Here is a 17,669-nt window from a genome sequence, read left to right on the forward strand (position 1 = left end):
TTTCCTACCAACCGAGATATATCTCACTGGTATATTTTCTCTCGTTATATACATCCACTGTACATAACACGCTGTTTTTAACAGTATAGAGAGAAGTATAGTACGATTTCGGTAACTGTACGGCCGCTACTGAGCGATCACTATCTTCGCAAACCGAGCTGAATCTCGTGCTACATTCGCACCCTGTATTCAGTACGATTCTCAAAATTCCATTGGTACCTGACAGAAATTACAGTGGTAAGTTCGCAAGTGTAGTGAACAGATAGTTCGCTCCAGGTTAAAAGAACGTCATGTGGATCGTTCTCTGATACCCTCTCGTGGGGTAACTCACGACGCCGGCGGACTCGCTGTGGCCTGCAACCCGCAGGCCTCGAGTTCTCGAATCCGCTGTGCGTTGCGTGCAGCCTCGAGAACGGACGTTCGGATCGCGACTGCAACCCGATGTTTGCATGCACCCTGGTGGTGTTCGTCTGCTGGACACGGACAGCTGTGCGGCAAGCCGTCCTCGATCGTCACTAGGTACTCGTGGTCCTCGGGATTTGCGTGACTGGCGTTGCGAACGAGGACACCCTGCGCGACAAGTTCGAACTCGAAGGCTTCGTACTGGGCGCGTCGGAGCGTCCGCTGAGTCGGGTCAAGTCGTTCGATCGGATGTGCTGATGGTGATAGTGACATAGATTGGGAGTAACTACCGCTAGACTGGTCGATCGTCTCGAGTTACGCGCTCTCACAGTCGGAGCAGATGAGTTGAACGCCGAGGTCACAGGCAGTTTCACAGCTCTGGGTCGGAACAAGCCCGAACTTCCCGCAGTAGTCACAGCTCGTGTTAGTGTGCTCAGGCGCGTCGAATACGCCGAAGCGAGAATGCTCGACGGTCGAATCGGACTCGGTAGTGAACTCAACGGCGAGTGGGTTCGTGATCCGGCTGGCAGTTTGCATCGTCTTTGATTCCTCTACCCCTTTCAGGGAGCGAACAACGCCACCGGCTGTTCAGAGAGCGGACGTCCAAAGCGTGAACGAGAACCAACAAGGAAGGCCCAGCAGCACAACGAGCGAACGCAGCAACCGATGGGAGCGAGGTGAGCGCAGTGAGCAGCCCGAGACTTGGAGGTGGGTGGGAAGCGGTGGGTTGGGTGGAGTGGGATGGAAACGACGCACTAGAACAGCCACCCCCGTAAAAGACGAGAGTGAAGGGCCTGCTCGGGTGCGTTAGTTGTCCGGGAAACTACCACGAGCCGCGCAGCCCGAGGCTATACTCGAGTGCACTATCAACCTCATTCATCCGCTCATCGGGGATGGATCCGACGACGTTTTTGATCCGGTGTTCGATCGACACAGTTCGGATCTGACTGCACATCGCGACGGAGTCCTCGCGAAGGTGGCTTTCATCGGCCGTTATGAGCACTTCGAACGGATACAAATTGTCATCAACCGACGTCGTGAACGGGACAATGATCGTTGTGGGTGCGTTTTCGTTCCCGACGTTATTCTGGACAACGAGACATGGTCGCGTCCCCCGCTGCTCCGATCCTTTCGTCGGGTCGAGCTCAACGATCACAATGTCTCCCCGGCGCACCTCCATCTATTCCCACTCCGGGACGTCGCCGAGATACTCGTCGGCCTCTTGCGAAACGCCGTCCATCTCCTCATCGAGGTCTCGAAGCTGATCGGCCCGCGCACGATACCCGGCCGCTAGATCGTCCCGAGTGATCGGTTTCTCGATAACGATTTTCCCCGACTCTTTGCGGATTTCTATCTCGTCACCGCCGCCAATGTCAAATTCTTCGCGTAGTTCCTTTGGGAGAGTGATCTGCCCGCGGTCGCCAACACGTCGTTTCTTTACCTCGCCCATACATATTCATATCATATCCATACTCAAAAGGATATCGGGCGGGCGGAGGCAATTGCTTGGCTGGCCAATCGCCCGGCCGTGCTGGACCCTGAGGATTCTGAGCGTCCTCCACTCTCCAAGAGCGATACGTCTTCAAGGAGTGCTACTGCATCAGCGTTTCTCTCTCGATCTTCCTCGCTCAACTGATCCTCGTCGATGCTTCTGAAATTGCTCCACGCACGCCACAGCAGGTATCCGAGGATGTGTTGGTCATCCATCTTTTCTACTTTATCCCTTTCAGGGGTCGAACAACGCCACCGGCTGTGCGTTCGTTTCGAGGCTGTTGGCTTAGACGATCGGCTTTGGTCCCCGCGACGAGAGGGCGCCCTCGCCGTTCTCTCGCTCGTCGTCCGTCAACAGATCGTATTGCTCCTCGCGGTCACTGCAGACGGTTTCTACGACCTCGAGTGCTTCCTCGAGCGTTGAGACTTCGGCTTCGATCGATCCCCAGTCAGGATTCATGTTCGGGTAGACGGCCACTTGGTACGTGCCGATGAAGCGATCGTGCCAGCTTGCCGATGGCTGGTACGACGTCTTAGGTACGATCGTCACTTCTACTGGCGTCGAGAACGCTATCTCGTCAACCTCGTCCGCGATGAACCGAACTAACGAGAGCACATACTGCTGCCGACCCAGTTCCCACGGACGGACGCTGCCTTGTTTGCAGTCCCACGTGTCATACCGTGCGTCAATACTCACCGATGTCTCGAGTGCCTGTGTGGTCGCTGATCGGCTAACCGATTCTTTGAGTCACTTATTGAGCTTACAACAGCGATCGACAACGCCCTCGACTAACTCTCGGTCCCAAAGATGAGTGATTATTTCTAACGTCTACTATAGCTGGCGAACTTTAGTTCAATTCCGAAATAGGGAATTAATGAAGGTCCTGATTGAATCCAACTCAGAGAAATTACATGAAGAGCTTAAGGTGGACTCCAGAGGTAGAATTACACTTGGAAGCGAGTACGCCGGTGAAACTCTATCAGTCGCTATTGTTGACCGAGAAGATTAACCTGCTCTCAAGTATAGCAAATCTATCTTTGCTGATTGATAAATCAATCAATTATTGAATATTGTTTCTGCGAAAGTTTTCAGTTAATTGAAGAGCATTTGGATTACGAGGGAGGAGAGTACCTTGACCATAGGTGTCAAATGACTTTCAAGAACTTGGCGGTATGTTTTGCTTGTCACATACCCGACAATGTTATCGAATTCATCCCCATACTGCTCGAGATAGTCGTGAACACGATTAGTCACGAGTTCGATTTGCTCTGTATCCGTGAGTTGATGCAGAAATGCAGCCGCCGAATCGGTGCCGTGCCGACCAAATAGCGCGACGTCGAGAATCAACTTTGTCTCGATGTCTATTGCAGCGTACAACCAAGACCACTCGCCGTTGATTTTGACAGCAGTTTCGTCAACAGCGACCCGCGACGCCGTTGCTGTCGGCGGGTCGTGTCCTCTGTCAGCCAGCCGATGTACCCAATTCCAGACCACACCATGAGACCGTTCAACGCCTAATGAAGCAAGAATCGTTGTTGTCTTCCGAAGCGAACAACCGGTCTGATGGAGGTGGATGGCGAACGCCCTGACGGGCGTTGCCGTCCGCTCGTTCTCCCGGGATTCTTCTAAATCCGCCGCATAGCTCTCGCTGAGCAGGTCTGCGCGCATCCTAGTCAAGTCACTCAACGACATGCTCGTTTCTCAAACTGGCTCAACTAGACAGTGCCGTCCTCGTAGATTGCACCGTCTGCTTGATTGGTCGTAGACAAACCTTCAGCAAGCAGACGTCTAAACTAACGAGCTTTGTGGAGGTACTGAGTCTAGGTACGTAGCAGGCTTACGTCCCATCAGTTCCGCCACCACTAAAACTCAATATGAATAGAACGCTATTTAGAGTTAACCACGTTCCCCGATGGATTTGAATTTACAGGAGTAGGGGAACTATCTGATCGAAGATTCAGCTTCCAGATCGCCAGTAGACCTACTAGTGATGGGAGGCTAATGGCAATTGCAGAGATAGCGATACCACTTGATTCAAGCAAGCGGCCACCGATAATAGGGCCAACAACTGCACCGATTTGGCCAATCGAAAGAAGGACGCCTGCCATAGTACCGGCACTAGCCGGAGTGATCTCAGGAAGGTCTCCTGGAAGTACATAGAACATCCCGAAGAGACCTCCACCACAGAGCGAAGTTAACACTGCCCCCAAAACAAAAATTAGACGGGAGGGAGCAAACCCGACGATGAGAACACCAGATATCTGTCCGGTTAGCGTGAGATAGAGCACTGATTTTCTCACGATATAGTCGGAAACAGCCGAAAATAGCACCGAGCCAGCCGCAATTAAGAAGAATAATCCACCGATGAGAGTGCTAGAGACCGAGAATGACGAACTCACTGCCCATGTGGGAAAGAGACCAATGAATCCAACACCAGTATAGAATCCACAAATCGTCAGTAACGAGGCGAAATATGTGTTTTTCTTGGAGAATATATCTCTAATCACACTTGTGGTTGACTTGTCCTGATTACTTCCAGTCTCAGTTAGACTGATGTAGTCTGGTTGTTCTTGAGCAGTTGGCGACCGAACTACGAGTAACCAGACGACCGCAACCACGAGGGTAGCAACTCCGTAGACAAGAAAAACATTCTCCCACGAACCGACAATATCGAGTAGCATGCCTCTCGAAAGAAATCCTGCTAGACCAGCACCAACACCCCACCCTGCAAATACGACCCCCTGTGCAAAGCCGAGTTCGTTTGACGGAAACCACTCCGTCGTTGTCTTAATCAGGTTCGGGTTGACCAGAGACATACCGATTCCCGCGACAATGCTTCCGGCTATAAGACCTGTGTAGGTCGGAATCACCCACCGGAGAGCTGTGCCGATTCCTGCAATGAGTGCCCCGATGCCAACGACCCATCGGACGTTGAAATGATCGGCCAACATCCCGCCAGGAAGCATCAAGAACACAAACATGATACTAATCAACGAGTAGGCGAAAACTGCTTTTGTTGCTGGGATCGCCAGTTCACCAGCGACTTCGGGAGCTAGAGCTGATACAGCCGTCCAAATAAGGCTAATTGCAATAATATGTGTGACGGTAACTATCGAGAGAATCACCCATCGATATCTGGGTGGGGGGTCCGAGGAAGTCATTGGGATCCCTCAGTCATGAAATCGGCTGCCTGTTCGGCAATCATGATGGTCGGCGCGTTAGTGTTGCCGCCAACAATAGTCGGCATGATCGAGGCATCGACGACTCTGAGTCCTTCTACACCGTGAACTCGCAAACGGTCGTCTACGACAGACTGTGAGTCGTTCCCCATCTTGCAGGTTCCAACGGGGTGATATATTGTCTCTGCCGTCTTGCGGACGTGTGCTTTGAGTTCCTCGTCGGTCTGTACGTCCTCACCTGGCCAAATTTCACGCTCCCTGTATTTATCTAAGGCGTCAGCACGGGCAATTTCACGAGCGGTTCGAAGTCCCTTGGCGAGTATCTCTAGATCTGTTGATTCAGCAAGATACTGTGGATCGATAGTGGGTGTAGCAGATGGATCTCCGGAAGCAAGTGAAATACGTCCTCGGCTCTCGGGGCGTAGCTGTGTCACACCAATAGAAAACCCCTGTCCTTCCGCCGGGTTGTCGAAGCCATGGCGCATGAAGTACGACGGCCCGAAGTGGTACTGGAGATCGGGCGCTGGCAGGTCAGACTCTGTTCGGACGAACCCACCGGATTCAGCGATATTCGATGTCAATGGGCCACGCTGGTGCTGGGAATACGTATCGAAGTACTGAGGGGAGTTGGCATCATCAAGCGTATCAACCCCTGTTGCCTCGCAAACCACATGTGTGACGAGATGGTCTTGGAGGTTGTGTCCTACGCCCGGCAAGTCTTGTTGCACTTCGATATCGTGCTCACGGAGGTGTTCAGCCTCTCCAATGCCCGAGAGCATAAGAAGTTGAGGCGAGTTGATTGCTCCAGCAGAGAGCACGACTTCGCAATCAACGTTGGCTCGAACGTGGTCACCATCAACTTCGTATTCGACACCAGTGGTGCGACTGCCGTCGAACACTATTCGTGTGACCTGTGCATTCGTACGTGCTATTAGATTGGTTCGGTCTAGTACTGGCTTTAAGAACGCATCGGCGGCACTATGGCGTTGGCCATCTTTCTGGTTGATATGGTAGAATCCAACGCCTTCCTGCCGCTCACTGTTGAAATCGTTGTTTCGAATATGGCCTGCCTCAACTGCAGCCTCAATAAATGTCTGTGATAGCGACCGTGGCGTCCGAGGAGAACAGACGTTCAACGGGCCGTTCTGGTCGTGGTATGCTGAGTCACCAGGCTCAAAGTTCTCACTCCGCTTGAAATATGGCAGTACGTCATCGTAGCTCCACTCATCGTTACCCAGTGATGCCCAGTGGTCGTAATCTACTTGATGGCCTCGGATATAGATCATCGCATTGATCGCACTGGATCCTCCCAAGGTTCTCCCTCGAGGCCAGTACAGTTCGCGACCGTTCAGCTCGGTTTGCGGTTCCGTGTGGTACTCCCAGTCAACCGAGCTCTTGAGTAAATCGGGGAAAGCAGCTGGGATATCAATCTCCGGTTTTTCGTTTGGTTCACCGGCTTCAAGTAGCAATACAGATGTATCTTCATCTTCACTCAGACGGTTCGCAAGCACGCAACCTGCCGATCCAGCGCCGACTACGATGTAGTCGTAGGTAGCTTCGGCGCTCATGGTTATCGGAACCTCCGGCCTTCATTCGCGTATTCGGACGCTGACGAGAAGATATTCTTCGACATGAGATCACTCTCTGCCTCGGCTCGATGTTCGTAGATATCTGCGACCGCCGACTGGACGTCCTCGTTGTCCGGAGCAGCTTCGAGCGCGTAATCAGCAAGGTGGCAGGCTATATGCGAGTCGCCATTTGCTGCGAGGTCCTCCGCCCGACCTACCAGTGTCTCGGCGTTCCCAGCTAAGGCAACGATTTCCTCTGCGAGTTCCTCACGGGGTGCGGGTTTCAATTCGCTCGGACGACCCGACCACCAACCGCCATAGTACCGGAGGACGTTCCGGACGATGAACTCCCCGTCGTCGTAGGCTTCTTGCAACCACGGTTCCTCGGGATCCGGGAGTTCGACCTCTTTAACGATATCAACGTGCGGTGGCGAACCATTATTGAGTGCGTCAAGCGTCCGATCAACAATAGTCTCGAGGTAGTCCGCACCCGTAAGCAGGCGGTGCTGGACTTCCTCTGAGTCATTTACGATTGGTTCACCGTGGCCCGGACAGAGTGTCTCAGCTTCGACAGCAGCCATCTCGCGGAGTGCCTCTGCCCAATCCCATGGGTATCGCTGGGCTTTCTGTGGATTTCCGGCATTTGGAGCGACACCGATAACGAAATCTCCAGAGCAGATAATATCCCGCTCAGGACAGTTCACCCAGGTGTGGTCGTCGGTTTCTCCACGAGCGTGATGGAGTTCGAGCGTGATATCGCCCACGTGGATCGTGAGATCGTCATCGGACAAAGTCGTAGGCGGGTATTCGGGCCACCCGAACTGGCTTGACTCCGCCATGTCGTCAAGCTCGTCAATTCCAGCCGGAGTGCCCCCAAACTGCCGACTGTTGATAGCGTCGTTGTGGCCGACAGTTTGCTCGTACCTATCAAATCGGTCTGGCATCGTCCGGTGGGCGATTACATCTGGTGACTCTTGCCCATTCACCAGGAAATCACCGAGATTGAATGCGTGGTCGAGATGACCGTGAGTGTAGATCGCCGTATGCACCGGTGCGTCGGTATACTTGCGGAGAGCCTCGGCCATCTCTGCTGAGGTTGCTGATAGACCAGTATCGATCAGCACTAACCCTTCACTCGTTTCAAAAGCCGTCACGCCGCTAAAGCCCGAGCAGTAGTAGGTCCTGTCGGTAACCTCGGTGATTGCGATGTCGTCAACGAACATGTCGATCGCGAATGGATCAATGCTTCGTGGCATCACCTACCATTCGAGGGGAGGTAGCAATCAGGACTCTCTTTGTCATAGATAGTCACTTATATACCTATAAGAGACTTCGGCGGCAACAGTCAGCCCAATTCACCACACAGATCGCATTGGTGGGGCCTCGTGGTCCGTATCAAGGGCAGTTCGAACAATCTCGTCTATAACCATATTTTCGATTCGTCGCAAGACATCCCCGACGTTCGCTGCTGTGCAATCAAGCTCGCTGGCGATCTCTTGATACGTTGTTTCCCGTGGCTGCTGGTAGTACCCGAGTTCATGTGCAGTCCGGAGAATCTCCCGCTGCCGGCCACTCAACTTTGTGAACAGTTTCTGTACGCTGGGTTCATACTCGCCAACACGTTCAACGGTCGTCGAGAGAATGCTGGGTGTCTCGTCAAGAGCCCGCTTAATGTCCGCTCGAAGTCCGATGAACGTAACCTCTAGCCCACCGTCTTCATGGAATAGCATAGGCTTATCAACAATTAGTCCATTTCTCATTGGAATATCGATTAGTTCTTCGACAGTCGTTGTCGGCTTATAATGGATATACGCAACCGTGCATTCACGGTGTTGAGTTACCCGATAGTCCGTTGTTATCTGACTTTCCGACAAGATTTCAGAGACAGCAGCAGGGTCACCTTCAAACTCGTAGAGCATGACTGCTGTTCCATCTCCAAGTAGGTGTGAGGAGTGTAATCCAACGGGGACCACACCATCATGCTCAGCGAACTTATTACCGAGCGACTGTGGCCATCCGTTGGGATGTCGGTAGATAATTGTGGCGTATTGCACGATGTCTCCCTTTGTTAGTAGTACACATGAAAGTTCATGAAGATTTCGGGAGTACCAGTTCAGTAATCTTGACCGGCGCCAACTAACCACCTATAATAACCGTTAGGAATTCTTACTCGTAGACTGTTGCAGTATGTAGTGAATCATCTCGACGAGATCTCCGTCGAGGAATTACAACATGCCTTCGACAACGTGGACGGGAAGAAGTCGACAGAACGGCTCTTAGCGGCAATTGCGTTCAAAACAGTGTGACCCAAACTGAGTTGGCCGAGTGGTACGACGTTCAGCGGCGGACGATCTACAGCTGGCTCAAGCGACTCGACACCGACGAGTCGCTTGAACAGGCTGTATCTGACGATAAACGAACTGGGAGAAACTGAAAACTCTCAGAATCACATCTAAAAGAATTTGAAGAAACCGTATACGAACCACCCCACCTAACTCCTCGAGGAGTTCCCGGTCGGTCGCTGAGGACGCTCCCGAATTCGCTGTCCACGTCTCCATCTCGGCGATCAATCGAACGGGCTACGCGATGGCTGCGACGCGGATCCTGCAGGCCAAAAACCTCCGACCGACTCAAGACCGCATCTCGCTACTACAGGTAGTAGTCAGTTCGCCGTATGCTACTGCTCGAGCACTGTACCAACTCGTCGGTGAAGACGAGAGCCGAGAGCTCCGGCCGGACGACCGCTACGCGCTGGGTATGCTCGAACCCAAGCAGTTGCTCGCCAATCTTCCACCGACAGTTGGCCGAATCGTTCACGCGCTTCTCACAGCCGAAAACCGCCTGTCACAGCGGGACCTCGCCGACCGAGCGGGCGTCTCAGCACGGACCATCCGGAACTATCGCAACCGGCTTGAGGCGTTCGATCTCATCCGTATTGACGAGAACGGATATCGTCTGGCGTGGCAGTGTCTAGTTAGGCCAGTTTGAGAAGCGAGCAGGTCGTGGAGCTAGTTTGGCCATGACACTCGCAGACCTGCTCAGCGAGTGCTACGCGGCGAAATTTGATGAATCTTGGGAGCGTGAGCGGACGGCGACGCCCGTCAGGGTGTTCGCCGTCCGCCTCCACGCGACCGGTTGTTCGCTCCGAGAGACACAAGCGATTCTTCGCTTGATCGGCGTAGACCGCTCTCATCAAGCAATCTGGCACTGGGTACATCGGCTAGCTGATAACGTACCAGACCCGCCGACGGCGCAGCCGTCGCGGGTCGCCATTGATGAAACCGCTGTCAAGATCAACGGCGACTGGTCTTGGGTGTACGCTGCAATAGACCTAGACTCACGACTAATTCTTGATGTCGCAGTGTTCGGACGGCGAGGCACCGATCCAGCCGCTGCGTTCCTGCATCGATTGACCGAGAAACACAATCTCTCCGACGCTGTGTTTCTCGTCGATGGCTACGGCTATCTGACTGCCCTCTCTCGATTGGGGTTAAGCGGTCAACTCGACTACGTCGAGCGAAACCTGATCGAAAAGTGGTTTCAGACCTTCAAGATGCGGGTTGACCGCTTCCATAATTCGTGGGTGGGCAGTCGGACGAGCGTCAGAGAATGGCTTGAACAGTACGTACACTACTATAACACACAACGACCGCATCAATCACTCAACGGACAGACGCCAGCCGAGGTGCTAAACTAGACAGTGCCTCTGGCGTTATCGTTCCAGATGACTTCCGAACGCCGTGATTCAGTTGTTCCAACAGTCCTCGAGGAGAACCAGACGCTCCTCGACGCCGCCGACACATTGCTCGAGACACTCCTCCCGCCAGCGCGAGACGGTGATCCCAACGACCCACTTGGCAGCGTACTGTTCTGGCCGCCGGATCCCCAAGGATTACTCAATCACCACCGAGTTGGTCCGTGGCTGCGACTCGCAGCTGCGCTCACAGCAGCAGGGTCTACCGGGAACAACCAGGCCGTGCAGATGGGCCCACCGCTCGAGCAGCAAGCGCTTTCTCATACAACTCCCTAGGATTTAGTGAAGCGAGACCGCATTGCCAGTCTAGCTGTTGTTCTTCCGGCCGGGGACGCCGTAATCGATGTGGACTTCCGGTGTGCTCGGTGATTCAGATGCTGGAGTTCCGTTCCAATCGAGAACATGGACATTCGCTAGTTCCCCAGAAAACTGGAACCGATGGACGCCGGTTTCGATCGTCCCTTCAACAGCATGTTCCGAGACTACTGTAGTCTCCTCGAGTGAATCAGCAGCAACTGGTTCGATATCACCATCGACGCTAATCTCGTAGTTGGATGGCACTCCACGACCGATTACTGTAACGAGATTTGTCATCGTTCTCCCACTTGACATACAGTGGAAGACTCAACTTTGCCAGTATAAGCCTTCTCATTGGCAAAACGGTCGGCATTTCCAACGGTCTCGAACGAACGAATATGGGTTGCACTACAATTCGACGTACTGATCTTCCCACTCTCGTCTATCCTGGATCGCTTGCTCTCCTGCGTCGCCGATCGCATAATAGTTCGTCCGTCGGTCGAGTTCGCCCTTCTCGACCAACTCCTTGTTGACAAGCGTGTCGAGGTTTGGGTACAGCCGGCCGTGATTGATCTCGCTCTCATAGTATCCCTCTATCTCCTCCTTGACATCTTGGCCGGACGGGCGGTCAGCACCTGCGATCACATACAGGAGGTCTCATTGGAAGCCGGTAAAGTCATCCATATTACGAGAGTATTCAACGATGCTGTATTTGACTTCTTTCCATGGAGAATTGTATATTTCCGCGCTGTGAAAGTAGAATATTGTTCCCTGTTGGATATATTCCACACTAAATCAAACGGTGAAAACTATAGCGGAGGCTGGTTCGTGGGTGTCATAGAACGATCCGCATGACGTTCTTTTCACCGAACCTGGAGCTATCCGTTCACTACACTTGCGAACTGAACACATAAACCAGTTTATTCAGACAGATCCTTAACTATCAGAGACAATCGTTTCATACCGTACCAACCGTTATCTAGCCACGGACTGTAAGTCTCTTACTTCCCCTTCGTGGGGATCTCATGAACATTCATACCGACGAATTGACCGTAGAAGTATACATCCGTCCGGACGGACTGGTTGAGCCGATCGACACCAAAATCGACGCGTTACACCGGCTCGACTCTGCGGATCATATTGACAACCTGATGATGAACGCGTGGCCGGATGCAATCACGCTCACAGACCAAACACCCTACAGCGACGCGATCGATGCGTTTGAACAGATGGAAGCGTGGGCCGGTAAACACGGGGCCAGCATCCAACCGCCATTCAGCGTTCGGACTTCCACGTCCACCTTTACGAACGAAACACAGACCACGCTCCGGACTCCAATGATGTGTCTTGCTGTATACGCTGGAGAACAATTGGTGAACGTCTTCCCACACTCATCAGGTGACGATCACCACGGAGTAATGGACGCGATTACAGCCCTCAGAACGGATGACCTTGAGCTGTTCCCGTATGCCCCTGATTCGGCTACACCACCGCCGAGCCACTGTCCAGAATGTAATACTCAATTAACAAACGTACAGGGGATTGGTATATGTCAGTGTTGTGACCGAGTCGAAGTCGGCACCATGCCTCATTACGAGCGAAGTCAGCGGTCGCAGCTTGCGCTCCGACCGTGAGCGAAGAACACCCCCTTTCCTGGTGACAGTCTCCGTAATTTGGTGCTCAATAGATGCCCTGTACTTACCGTTTGTCGGCTAGTCACAGAGAGAGGGTATGGGAACTTTTCTATGACACCCTGTGGTTCGTTTAGTAACTGTGGATAGCGTACCTATTTGGCTTCGGGGCAAGAATGAAGCGTGATTTCTGAGATGTTGTCCTTCGACCTCTCGTCTATGGCTGGCGCACACCTCCCCCGACGCCGTACCCCTATTCATCAAAGCAAACCCAACAACAATCGACTCCTGCTCGCTGTCTGTCACCGTCATCTCTGAGTCCTCTCCCTCTCGTAAGGGACGAACAACGCCACAATCGCGTCGAACTGAGCAGTCACTCGAGCCGTCTCGTTTCTGCCTTCTCTGCTGCTGTGGATGCGGTGACTGGACAGCTCTGTGATGCTCTCTGAGCTGTGCCAGCGGTGGCGCACGATGAATGCGCGCTTCAGCGCGCAGAACGTGCGAGGGACGAGCGATGCGACCACAGGGAGCAAAGCGAGGAGGGTGGGGAGGACGCGAGCGAAGCGAGCGTGTGGTCGGACACACAAAAAAGAGGGGAGGCGACGCTATTCCTGGATCCACCACCGCCCGCGTTCGGGGAACTCGAGGCGACTCCAACCGGTCACGGCCAGGTTGCATCGCTCGTTGTGCCAGTTCTTCGCCGCGTTCCTGATCCGCACCGTCTCTCCCTCGCTCACTGTTGTCTGGTAGGAGTTCTCCCAAATCGTGAACTTCATCTTCTCGGTCTCATCTGCGATCAGTCCCACTTGGCTGATCGACGACTTCGAGGGCTCCCACAGTTTGATGATCTCGCCTTCCACGTCCACTTCGCCTGCCTCCACTTCCGGCACGTCTGCGATGTCCACGATCGTTCCCGATTCGGCCTTCACTTCCTCCATCTCCTCGAGGGTTGCATCGATCATCGACGTCCCGTCCGTCACCCTCTCCGCCAGTCCACGGCTCACTGCCGCCCGGTTTGGCCCCCCACGCACCGTCTCTGTGATTCGCACCGATTGTGTGTTGACCTCCGCTAACTGCTCTTGCTTCAGCTCCGAACGGGGGTCCACCCGTTCAACCCGCCGCTCTCGGCGCTGCTCGACCACGATCTCTCGCGTCCGCTTCTCTCGTCCCTCCTGCCGTCCGAACGTCGCCTTTGCGCTGATCAACTCGAGCTCCTCCTCACGACCCCGAATTCGCTCTTCCTGTGCCAGTGGTAGGTGACCGAACTCGTTCTCCTCGCGCCCGACCACCGTTTCCGGGTGGTTCGTCTCGACTTTCGCGTGTGTCTCCTGATCAACCGACGCCGCGAACTCCGGTGTTTCGTCCACGACATCTTCCGTGAACGGATCTTCCACGTCCACGCCCACGTCCGTCTTTTCCACAGCCGCCTCCTGGTTGACACTCGATTCATCCGAAGTTTTATCATCTCGGAAGTTTGTAGAACTCATTGCAATATCCTCGAAGGCGCTACCCACCGCGTCTTCACCTCAACTCTGCCTAGTCCCAACTGTGATCGTCTCCTGCAACCGCTCTCGCTCGCGCCTTCAGGTCCCCTGAGGCGCGAGTAGAGCGGGACACTATCCCTACCAGCCAGCACCGCGCGCCGGGAGTGACCGGTGCGAGCGGCCAGCGGAGTAAGCTCGCTCGTGTCCGGCCCGAACTGCAGGTCCGTGTCCAGTGCGACTGTCGAGAGCACGGCGAGTCGCATCGTGGCTCGCCGCGCGCATCGGCACCAAGTACTGGAACGCGAAAGCCTGCGAGGGGCGCAACCGACGGGCTTACCCGCTGGCGTCGAGGGCACATGCCCGGAACGGGAGCTCGCGGTGCGGAGAGCGCCCGCACGCCCGGAATGGTCAGTCGCGAAACGGCGAACGAAGTGAGCCGTGTGCGACGCGGAGGGAGCGGAGGCGAGCGGGGCGTGCCGTTTCGTTCACACCAGTCAAGGAACCGCTAAAACACCCCACCTTCAGCTCAGCCTGGTGGGCTTCGAAAGGGCGAGGACGTCTCGGTCGTCCCCCGCCGACACAAGCACCGCAACAACCGAGCACAGCGAGGGAGTGAGGCGCGCAGCGAGGCGCGGGATGCCGAGCGGCCGAGGGCTTTCGGTGGGAGTGTACCCCTCTCTCTTCTTGAGTCACCTCCTCGACGACATCGTCTCCCTCCCATTGTTCTGACTCCACCCCTCCGTCAAGATTTTCTCCCTCCTTCTGCCCTCTTCTCCTCGAGCGTCACCTTCACGTCAACCCCACTCTGCCCTATGCGATCCGAGCAATTTACACGTCTATCCGCATCCCCGCAACATCGTCTTCGTCTCTCTCCCATCGTTCCAATGTACTCCCATCTTGCGTGTACTGCCTTCTCGAGTGGTCCGTTCACCACCGAAATCAAACCCGTTGATCGTCCACGTCGCCTCCTCTATCAGAATCGTCCACCGTCCAACACTCGGGCTACCGTCGAGGCGAGTATTCTATCCACCACCTGGTCTCCGTCTCGATCGAGACCTACGACCACCGGCCGGCCCAGCTGCCCAACACTCGGATCAATCTCGAGTAGCAGGACTACCGACTGAAAGGAGCCAACCTAGACTGTATTGAGCGATCACTGCCTTCAGAGATCGAACCGGTCTTGTGTGACCTTCGCGCAATCTATTCAGTAACAGCCGAATGAACTACCGAGAGCTTGTTTGAAAACACATATCGACTACGGAGACTGTTTCGTCGCCTGTAACCAGAATGGGAACAACGTTATCACGGTCAGTCAACTGTAACCCGATATGAATGGCTGGGAGTCAGGGGCTCTTATTCCAGCGGCTGTAGATACACTCCCGATCAACTTCGCAATCCTTGATGACGATGGAACAATCCTGTATACAAATCGTGCCTGGCAGGAGTTCGGCGAAGCGAATGATATCGAACTTCGACCGGATACAATCGGAACCAACTATCTTACGATCACCAGACAAGCGGAAACGGAGACGGCACAAACTGCTGCCGCCGGGTTATCCGAGATTTTAACGGGCGAACGCAAATTGTTCGAGTTTGAATATCCGTGTCACTCTCCCAACAAACAACGGTGGTTTCTCATGCGGGCAGCATCGTTCACTACCGGTGATCAGAGATACGTCGCTGTTGCCCATTTTGATATCACTGATCGGTACCAGTATCAGCGTCGGTTGGAAGAGTCCAACGAGCGCCTCCAGCAGTTCGCCTACGTTGCCTCCCACGACCTCCGAGAGCCGTTACGAATGGTCACGAGCTACCTACAACTGCTTGAGAGTCGGTATAGTGACGAACTTGACGAAGACGCCAAAGAGTTCATCGAGTTCGCAGTTGACGGTGCCGAACGGATGGAGGCAATGATTGAGGGGCTGCTTACGTACTCCAGAGTCGAAACACAGGGGAAGTCCTTCGAGTCGGTCGATCTCGAGGCAGTGCTGGACGACGTGTTGACGGATCTCAGTATCCGGATCGACGAAACCGGTGCTGAAATCACTGCTGAACCGCTGCCGACTGTCAGCGGTGACGCCAGCCAACTCCGTCAACTCTTCCAGAATCTGTTAGAAAACGCCCTCCAGTACAGCGGTGAGCAGGAACCCCGAGTGACAATCTCTGCGACGCGTGACGAGGACGAGTGGATGATTTCCGTTAGTGACGAGGGGATCGGTATCGATCAAGAAGATGTAGACCGGGTGTTCGAGGTATTCCAGCGACTCCACAGTCACGAGGAGTACAAAGGAACAGGGATTGGCCTTGCACTCTGCCGACGAATTGTCGAACGCCACGGGGGCGAGATTTGGGTAGACTCCGAACCCGAAGAAGGATCGACGTTTTCGTTCACGCTTTCAGCAACCGATACGTGAACACTTTTTTGAGAAATTCTCATGCTGTATTCGCATGTGTACTTACCAAACTGATCATCCTCTTTCTGGAATAACGAGATTGTGCCACGGTTTACTGCCATTTGTATCGTAGGAGTTGACCGGTCCAACCTCGCCATCGGTCGTGGCTGCCGGCCGCAACGCGGCCGGGAGCGGTGGGTGGGGAGGCGGGAAGTAGGTGGATGGCCAGACTGAGCACGAGAGCGCCGATGGGCTACTCCCGTGTCGAATTCAGTCCTCGAGTTCGAGGAGTTCGTCGCGACGGACTCGGAGTATGTTCGGCGTCGATCCAGCCACATCTGCGATTCGCTGCTGGGACAGATACAGGCCGGATCGTTTACTGACGAGATACAGGTAAGCCGCGGGGGGATGTGAGTGAAGACCTCCTGCCCGCAGACGGGGCACCAGAGGAACTCGAACAGTGCCTCACTGTGTCGGTCAAGTACTTCGAGACTCATTGGTTGACTAACTTGACCGGACTGGGCCACCACCTCGTGCCCGGCCGAAAAACAGCGCCCAACGCTCTCCCCTTCACCGTTCGGCGCCGTAGACGATGCGGGAGTGGGCTTCGTACCCACAGTCGGGGCAGTCGTACCATCGCTGGACCTTCGCCCCGTCTGCTGACTTCTCGCCGACGCGGACGTTGTCGTTCGGACACTCCGGACAGCTGAGTTCCGGAGCCGGCCGCTCCCGGAGCTCGTCACGGAACGACTTCGCGTCCTTCGTCTCGTATCCCCGCGACCATACTGGATAGCCGTCGACGAGAATCACCCCATGCCATTTGTACCGGTAGGAGTCCGGCGCTCGATGCAAGACGGCTCGCGCATCGGTCTCGGTATTCCGATACGCGAGCGTCGGCGAGCGGCTCTCGCGTCGCCAGTTGGTAATGCGGGGCATATTCAGAAGTGGACGTCAGCGGGCACGATCCAGAGTTCCTCACTCCCCTCAAGGAGTCGATCCAGCTGTCCACGGGCGAATACCGGTCCCGTGTTCGGTGTACAGAAGATCGTCGGATCGTCGTACGCACCAACCTGGTGGAAGGCGTGCCGAGCGAGGTCCTCGTCCCGCATGATCTCCTCGTCGGAGAGTTCGTCGATGGCCTCTTTCACCCGCTCAAGGTTGCGCTCGGACTCTTCTTTCGTCGCCTCCCACTCACGCTCGAGCAGGTCTTGGCCGTCGTCGGAGTCGACAGGAGCCGCGGTCGGGAGTTCACCCCATCGCGCCTTCCCCGCAACGGACGTGTCCTCCTCGTCGAAACAGACGTAGTAATCAAAGACGGCGCCGGCGTGTGGGTCCGTGCCGACCAGGCGGTCGAATACCGTCTTTCTGGTGGCCAGGGCGTCGTCGTGGGTCGATGCCTCTACCAGTGCGTAAATCACCATGTGCATCTCGAACACCTCGAAACGCCGACGCACCCGAAGTCGATGCTC

General features: G+C 54.7%; 17 protein-coding genes and 4 pseudogenes. 5 read left to right on the forward strand and 16 right to left on the reverse strand.

Annotation, left to right across the window (positions count from 1 at the left end):
• Nucleotides 1-327 precede the first annotated feature (327 nt).
• The 9 genes and pseudogenes from HTUR_RS26420 to HTUR_RS23875 form a co-directional block, all read right to left on the reverse strand.
• Nucleotides 328-675: an SWIM zinc finger family protein gene (locus tag HTUR_RS26420; RefSeq protein WP_012945932.1), complete on the reverse strand. Its 348-nt coding sequence runs from the start codon at nt 673-675 to the stop codon at nt 328-330.
• A 550-nt stretch (nt 676-1,225) separates the two neighbouring features.
• The gene (locus tag HTUR_RS23845; protein WP_012945934.1) at nt 1,226-1,582 is read right to left on the reverse strand and encodes a type II toxin-antitoxin system PemK/MazF family toxin; all 357 of its coding nucleotides are present in this window, start codon (nt 1,580-1,582) and stop codon (nt 1,226-1,228) included.
• On the reverse strand, nt 1,583-1,852 hold the full coding sequence (locus HTUR_RS23850; RefSeq protein WP_012945935.1) for an AbrB/MazE/SpoVT family DNA-binding domain-containing protein: 270 nt from the start codon (nt 1,850-1,852) through the stop codon (nt 1,583-1,585).
• 327 nt (nt 1,853-2,179) lie between these two features.
• Nucleotides 2,180-2,590, reverse strand: coding sequence for a hypothetical protein (locus HTUR_RS23855; RefSeq protein ID WP_012945937.1), 411 nt, complete (start codon nt 2,588-2,590; stop codon nt 2,180-2,182).
• A 534-nt stretch (nt 2,591-3,124) separates the two neighbouring features.
• Nucleotides 3,125-3,562, reverse strand: a pseudogene (locus HTUR_RS23860) (DDE-type integrase/transposase/recombinase); the annotation flags it as partial.
• A 218-nt stretch (nt 3,563-3,780) separates the two neighbouring features.
• Nucleotides 3,781-5,055, reverse strand: a complete 1,275-nt coding sequence (locus tag HTUR_RS26430) for an MFS transporter (RefSeq protein ID WP_012945939.1) — start codon at nt 5,053-5,055, stop codon at nt 3,781-3,783.
• Nucleotides 5,052-6,641, reverse strand: coding sequence for a GMC family oxidoreductase (locus tag HTUR_RS26435; RefSeq protein ID WP_012945940.1), 1,590 nt, complete (start codon nt 6,639-6,641; stop codon nt 5,052-5,054). Before HTUR_RS26435 ends, HTUR_RS26430 begins: the two co-directional genes overlap by 4 nt.
• Before the next feature lie 2 nt (nt 6,642-6,643).
• A complete protein-coding gene (locus HTUR_RS23870) occupies nt 6,644-7,897 on the reverse strand; it encodes an alkyl sulfatase dimerization domain-containing protein (RefSeq protein ID WP_012945941.1) in 1,254 nt (417 codons plus the stop codon).
• 99 nt (nt 7,898-7,996) lie between these two features.
• Nucleotides 7,997-8,695, reverse strand: coding sequence for a helix-turn-helix domain-containing protein (locus HTUR_RS23875; RefSeq protein WP_148225483.1), 699 nt, complete (start codon nt 8,693-8,695; stop codon nt 7,997-7,999).
• Between the two features lie 138 nt (nt 8,696-8,833).
• Here HTUR_RS23875 and HTUR_RS26440 point away from each other — a divergent pair.
• The 3 genes and pseudogenes from HTUR_RS26440 to HTUR_RS23885 all read left to right on the forward strand — a co-directional run.
• Nucleotides 8,834-9,072 (forward strand): annotated as a pseudogene (locus HTUR_RS26440) (helix-turn-helix domain-containing protein); the annotation flags it as partial.
• A gap of 155 nt (nt 9,073-9,227) precedes the next feature.
• The gene (locus HTUR_RS26445; RefSeq protein WP_148225484.1) at nt 9,228-9,629 is read left to right on the forward strand and encodes a winged helix-turn-helix transcriptional regulator; all 402 of its coding nucleotides are present in this window, start codon (nt 9,228-9,230) and stop codon (nt 9,627-9,629) included.
• 31 nt (nt 9,630-9,660) lie between these two features.
• Complete coding sequence (locus HTUR_RS23885) at nt 9,661-10,338, forward strand: IS6 family transposase (protein WP_012945943.1); 678 nt, start codon at nt 9,661-9,663, stop codon at nt 10,336-10,338.
• Nucleotides 10,339-10,386: 48 nt separating this feature from the next.
• Here the strand turns inward: HTUR_RS23885 and HTUR_RS27760 are convergent, their stop codons facing one another.
• The 3 genes from HTUR_RS27760 to HTUR_RS23890 form a co-directional block, all read right to left on the reverse strand.
• Nucleotides 10,387-10,530: a hypothetical protein gene (locus HTUR_RS27760; protein ID WP_187291518.1), complete on the reverse strand. Its 144-nt coding sequence runs from the start codon at nt 10,528-10,530 to the stop codon at nt 10,387-10,389.
• Nucleotides 10,531-10,701: 171 nt separating this feature from the next.
• Nucleotides 10,702-11,007, reverse strand: coding sequence for a hypothetical protein (locus HTUR_RS26455; protein WP_081443545.1), 306 nt, complete (start codon nt 11,005-11,007; stop codon nt 10,702-10,704).
• 93 nt (nt 11,008-11,100) lie between these two features.
• Entirely contained in the window at nt 11,101-11,343 is a 243-nt protein-coding gene (locus HTUR_RS23890) for a PadR family transcriptional regulator (protein ID WP_226377593.1), read from the reverse strand.
• A 374-nt stretch (nt 11,344-11,717) separates the two neighbouring features.
• Here HTUR_RS23890 and HTUR_RS28595 point away from each other — a divergent pair, with 374 nt between their 5' ends.
• A complete protein-coding gene (locus HTUR_RS28595; protein WP_012945945.1) occupies nt 11,718-12,326 on the forward strand; it encodes an HTH domain-containing protein in 609 nt (202 codons plus the stop codon).
• A gap of 602 nt (nt 12,327-12,928) precedes the next feature.
• Here HTUR_RS28595 and HTUR_RS23905 read toward each other — a convergent pair.
• Complete coding sequence (locus HTUR_RS23905) at nt 12,929-13,810, reverse strand: DNA-binding protein (protein WP_012945946.1); 882 nt, start codon at nt 13,808-13,810, stop codon at nt 12,929-12,931.
• A gap of 1,325 nt (nt 13,811-15,135) precedes the next feature.
• Here HTUR_RS23905 and HTUR_RS23915 point away from each other — a divergent pair.
• Nucleotides 15,136-16,221: a PAS domain-containing sensor histidine kinase gene (locus HTUR_RS23915; RefSeq protein ID WP_012945947.1), complete on the forward strand. Its 1,086-nt coding sequence runs from the start codon at nt 15,136-15,138 to the stop codon at nt 16,219-16,221.
• A 383-nt stretch (nt 16,222-16,604) separates the two neighbouring features.
• Here HTUR_RS23915 and HTUR_RS28885 read toward each other — a convergent pair.
• From HTUR_RS28885 to HTUR_RS23925, 3 genes and pseudogenes are all read right to left on the reverse strand, one after another.
• Nucleotides 16,605-16,697 (reverse strand): annotated as a pseudogene (locus HTUR_RS28885) (DUF7567 family protein); the annotation flags it as partial.
• A 73-nt stretch (nt 16,698-16,770) separates the two neighbouring features.
• A complete protein-coding gene (locus HTUR_RS23920; protein WP_012945948.1) occupies nt 16,771-17,136 on the reverse strand; it encodes a DUF7568 family protein in 366 nt (121 codons plus the stop codon).
• Between the two features lie 2 nt (nt 17,137-17,138).
• Nucleotides 17,139-17,627 (reverse strand): annotated as a pseudogene (locus HTUR_RS23925) (hypothetical protein).
• Nucleotides 17,628-17,669: the final 42 nt, after the last annotated feature.

Source organism: Haloterrigena turkmenica DSM 5511, from assembly GCF_000025325.1.
Classification (GTDB): Archaea; Halobacteriota; Halobacteria; order Halobacteriales; family Natrialbaceae; genus Haloterrigena; species Haloterrigena turkmenica.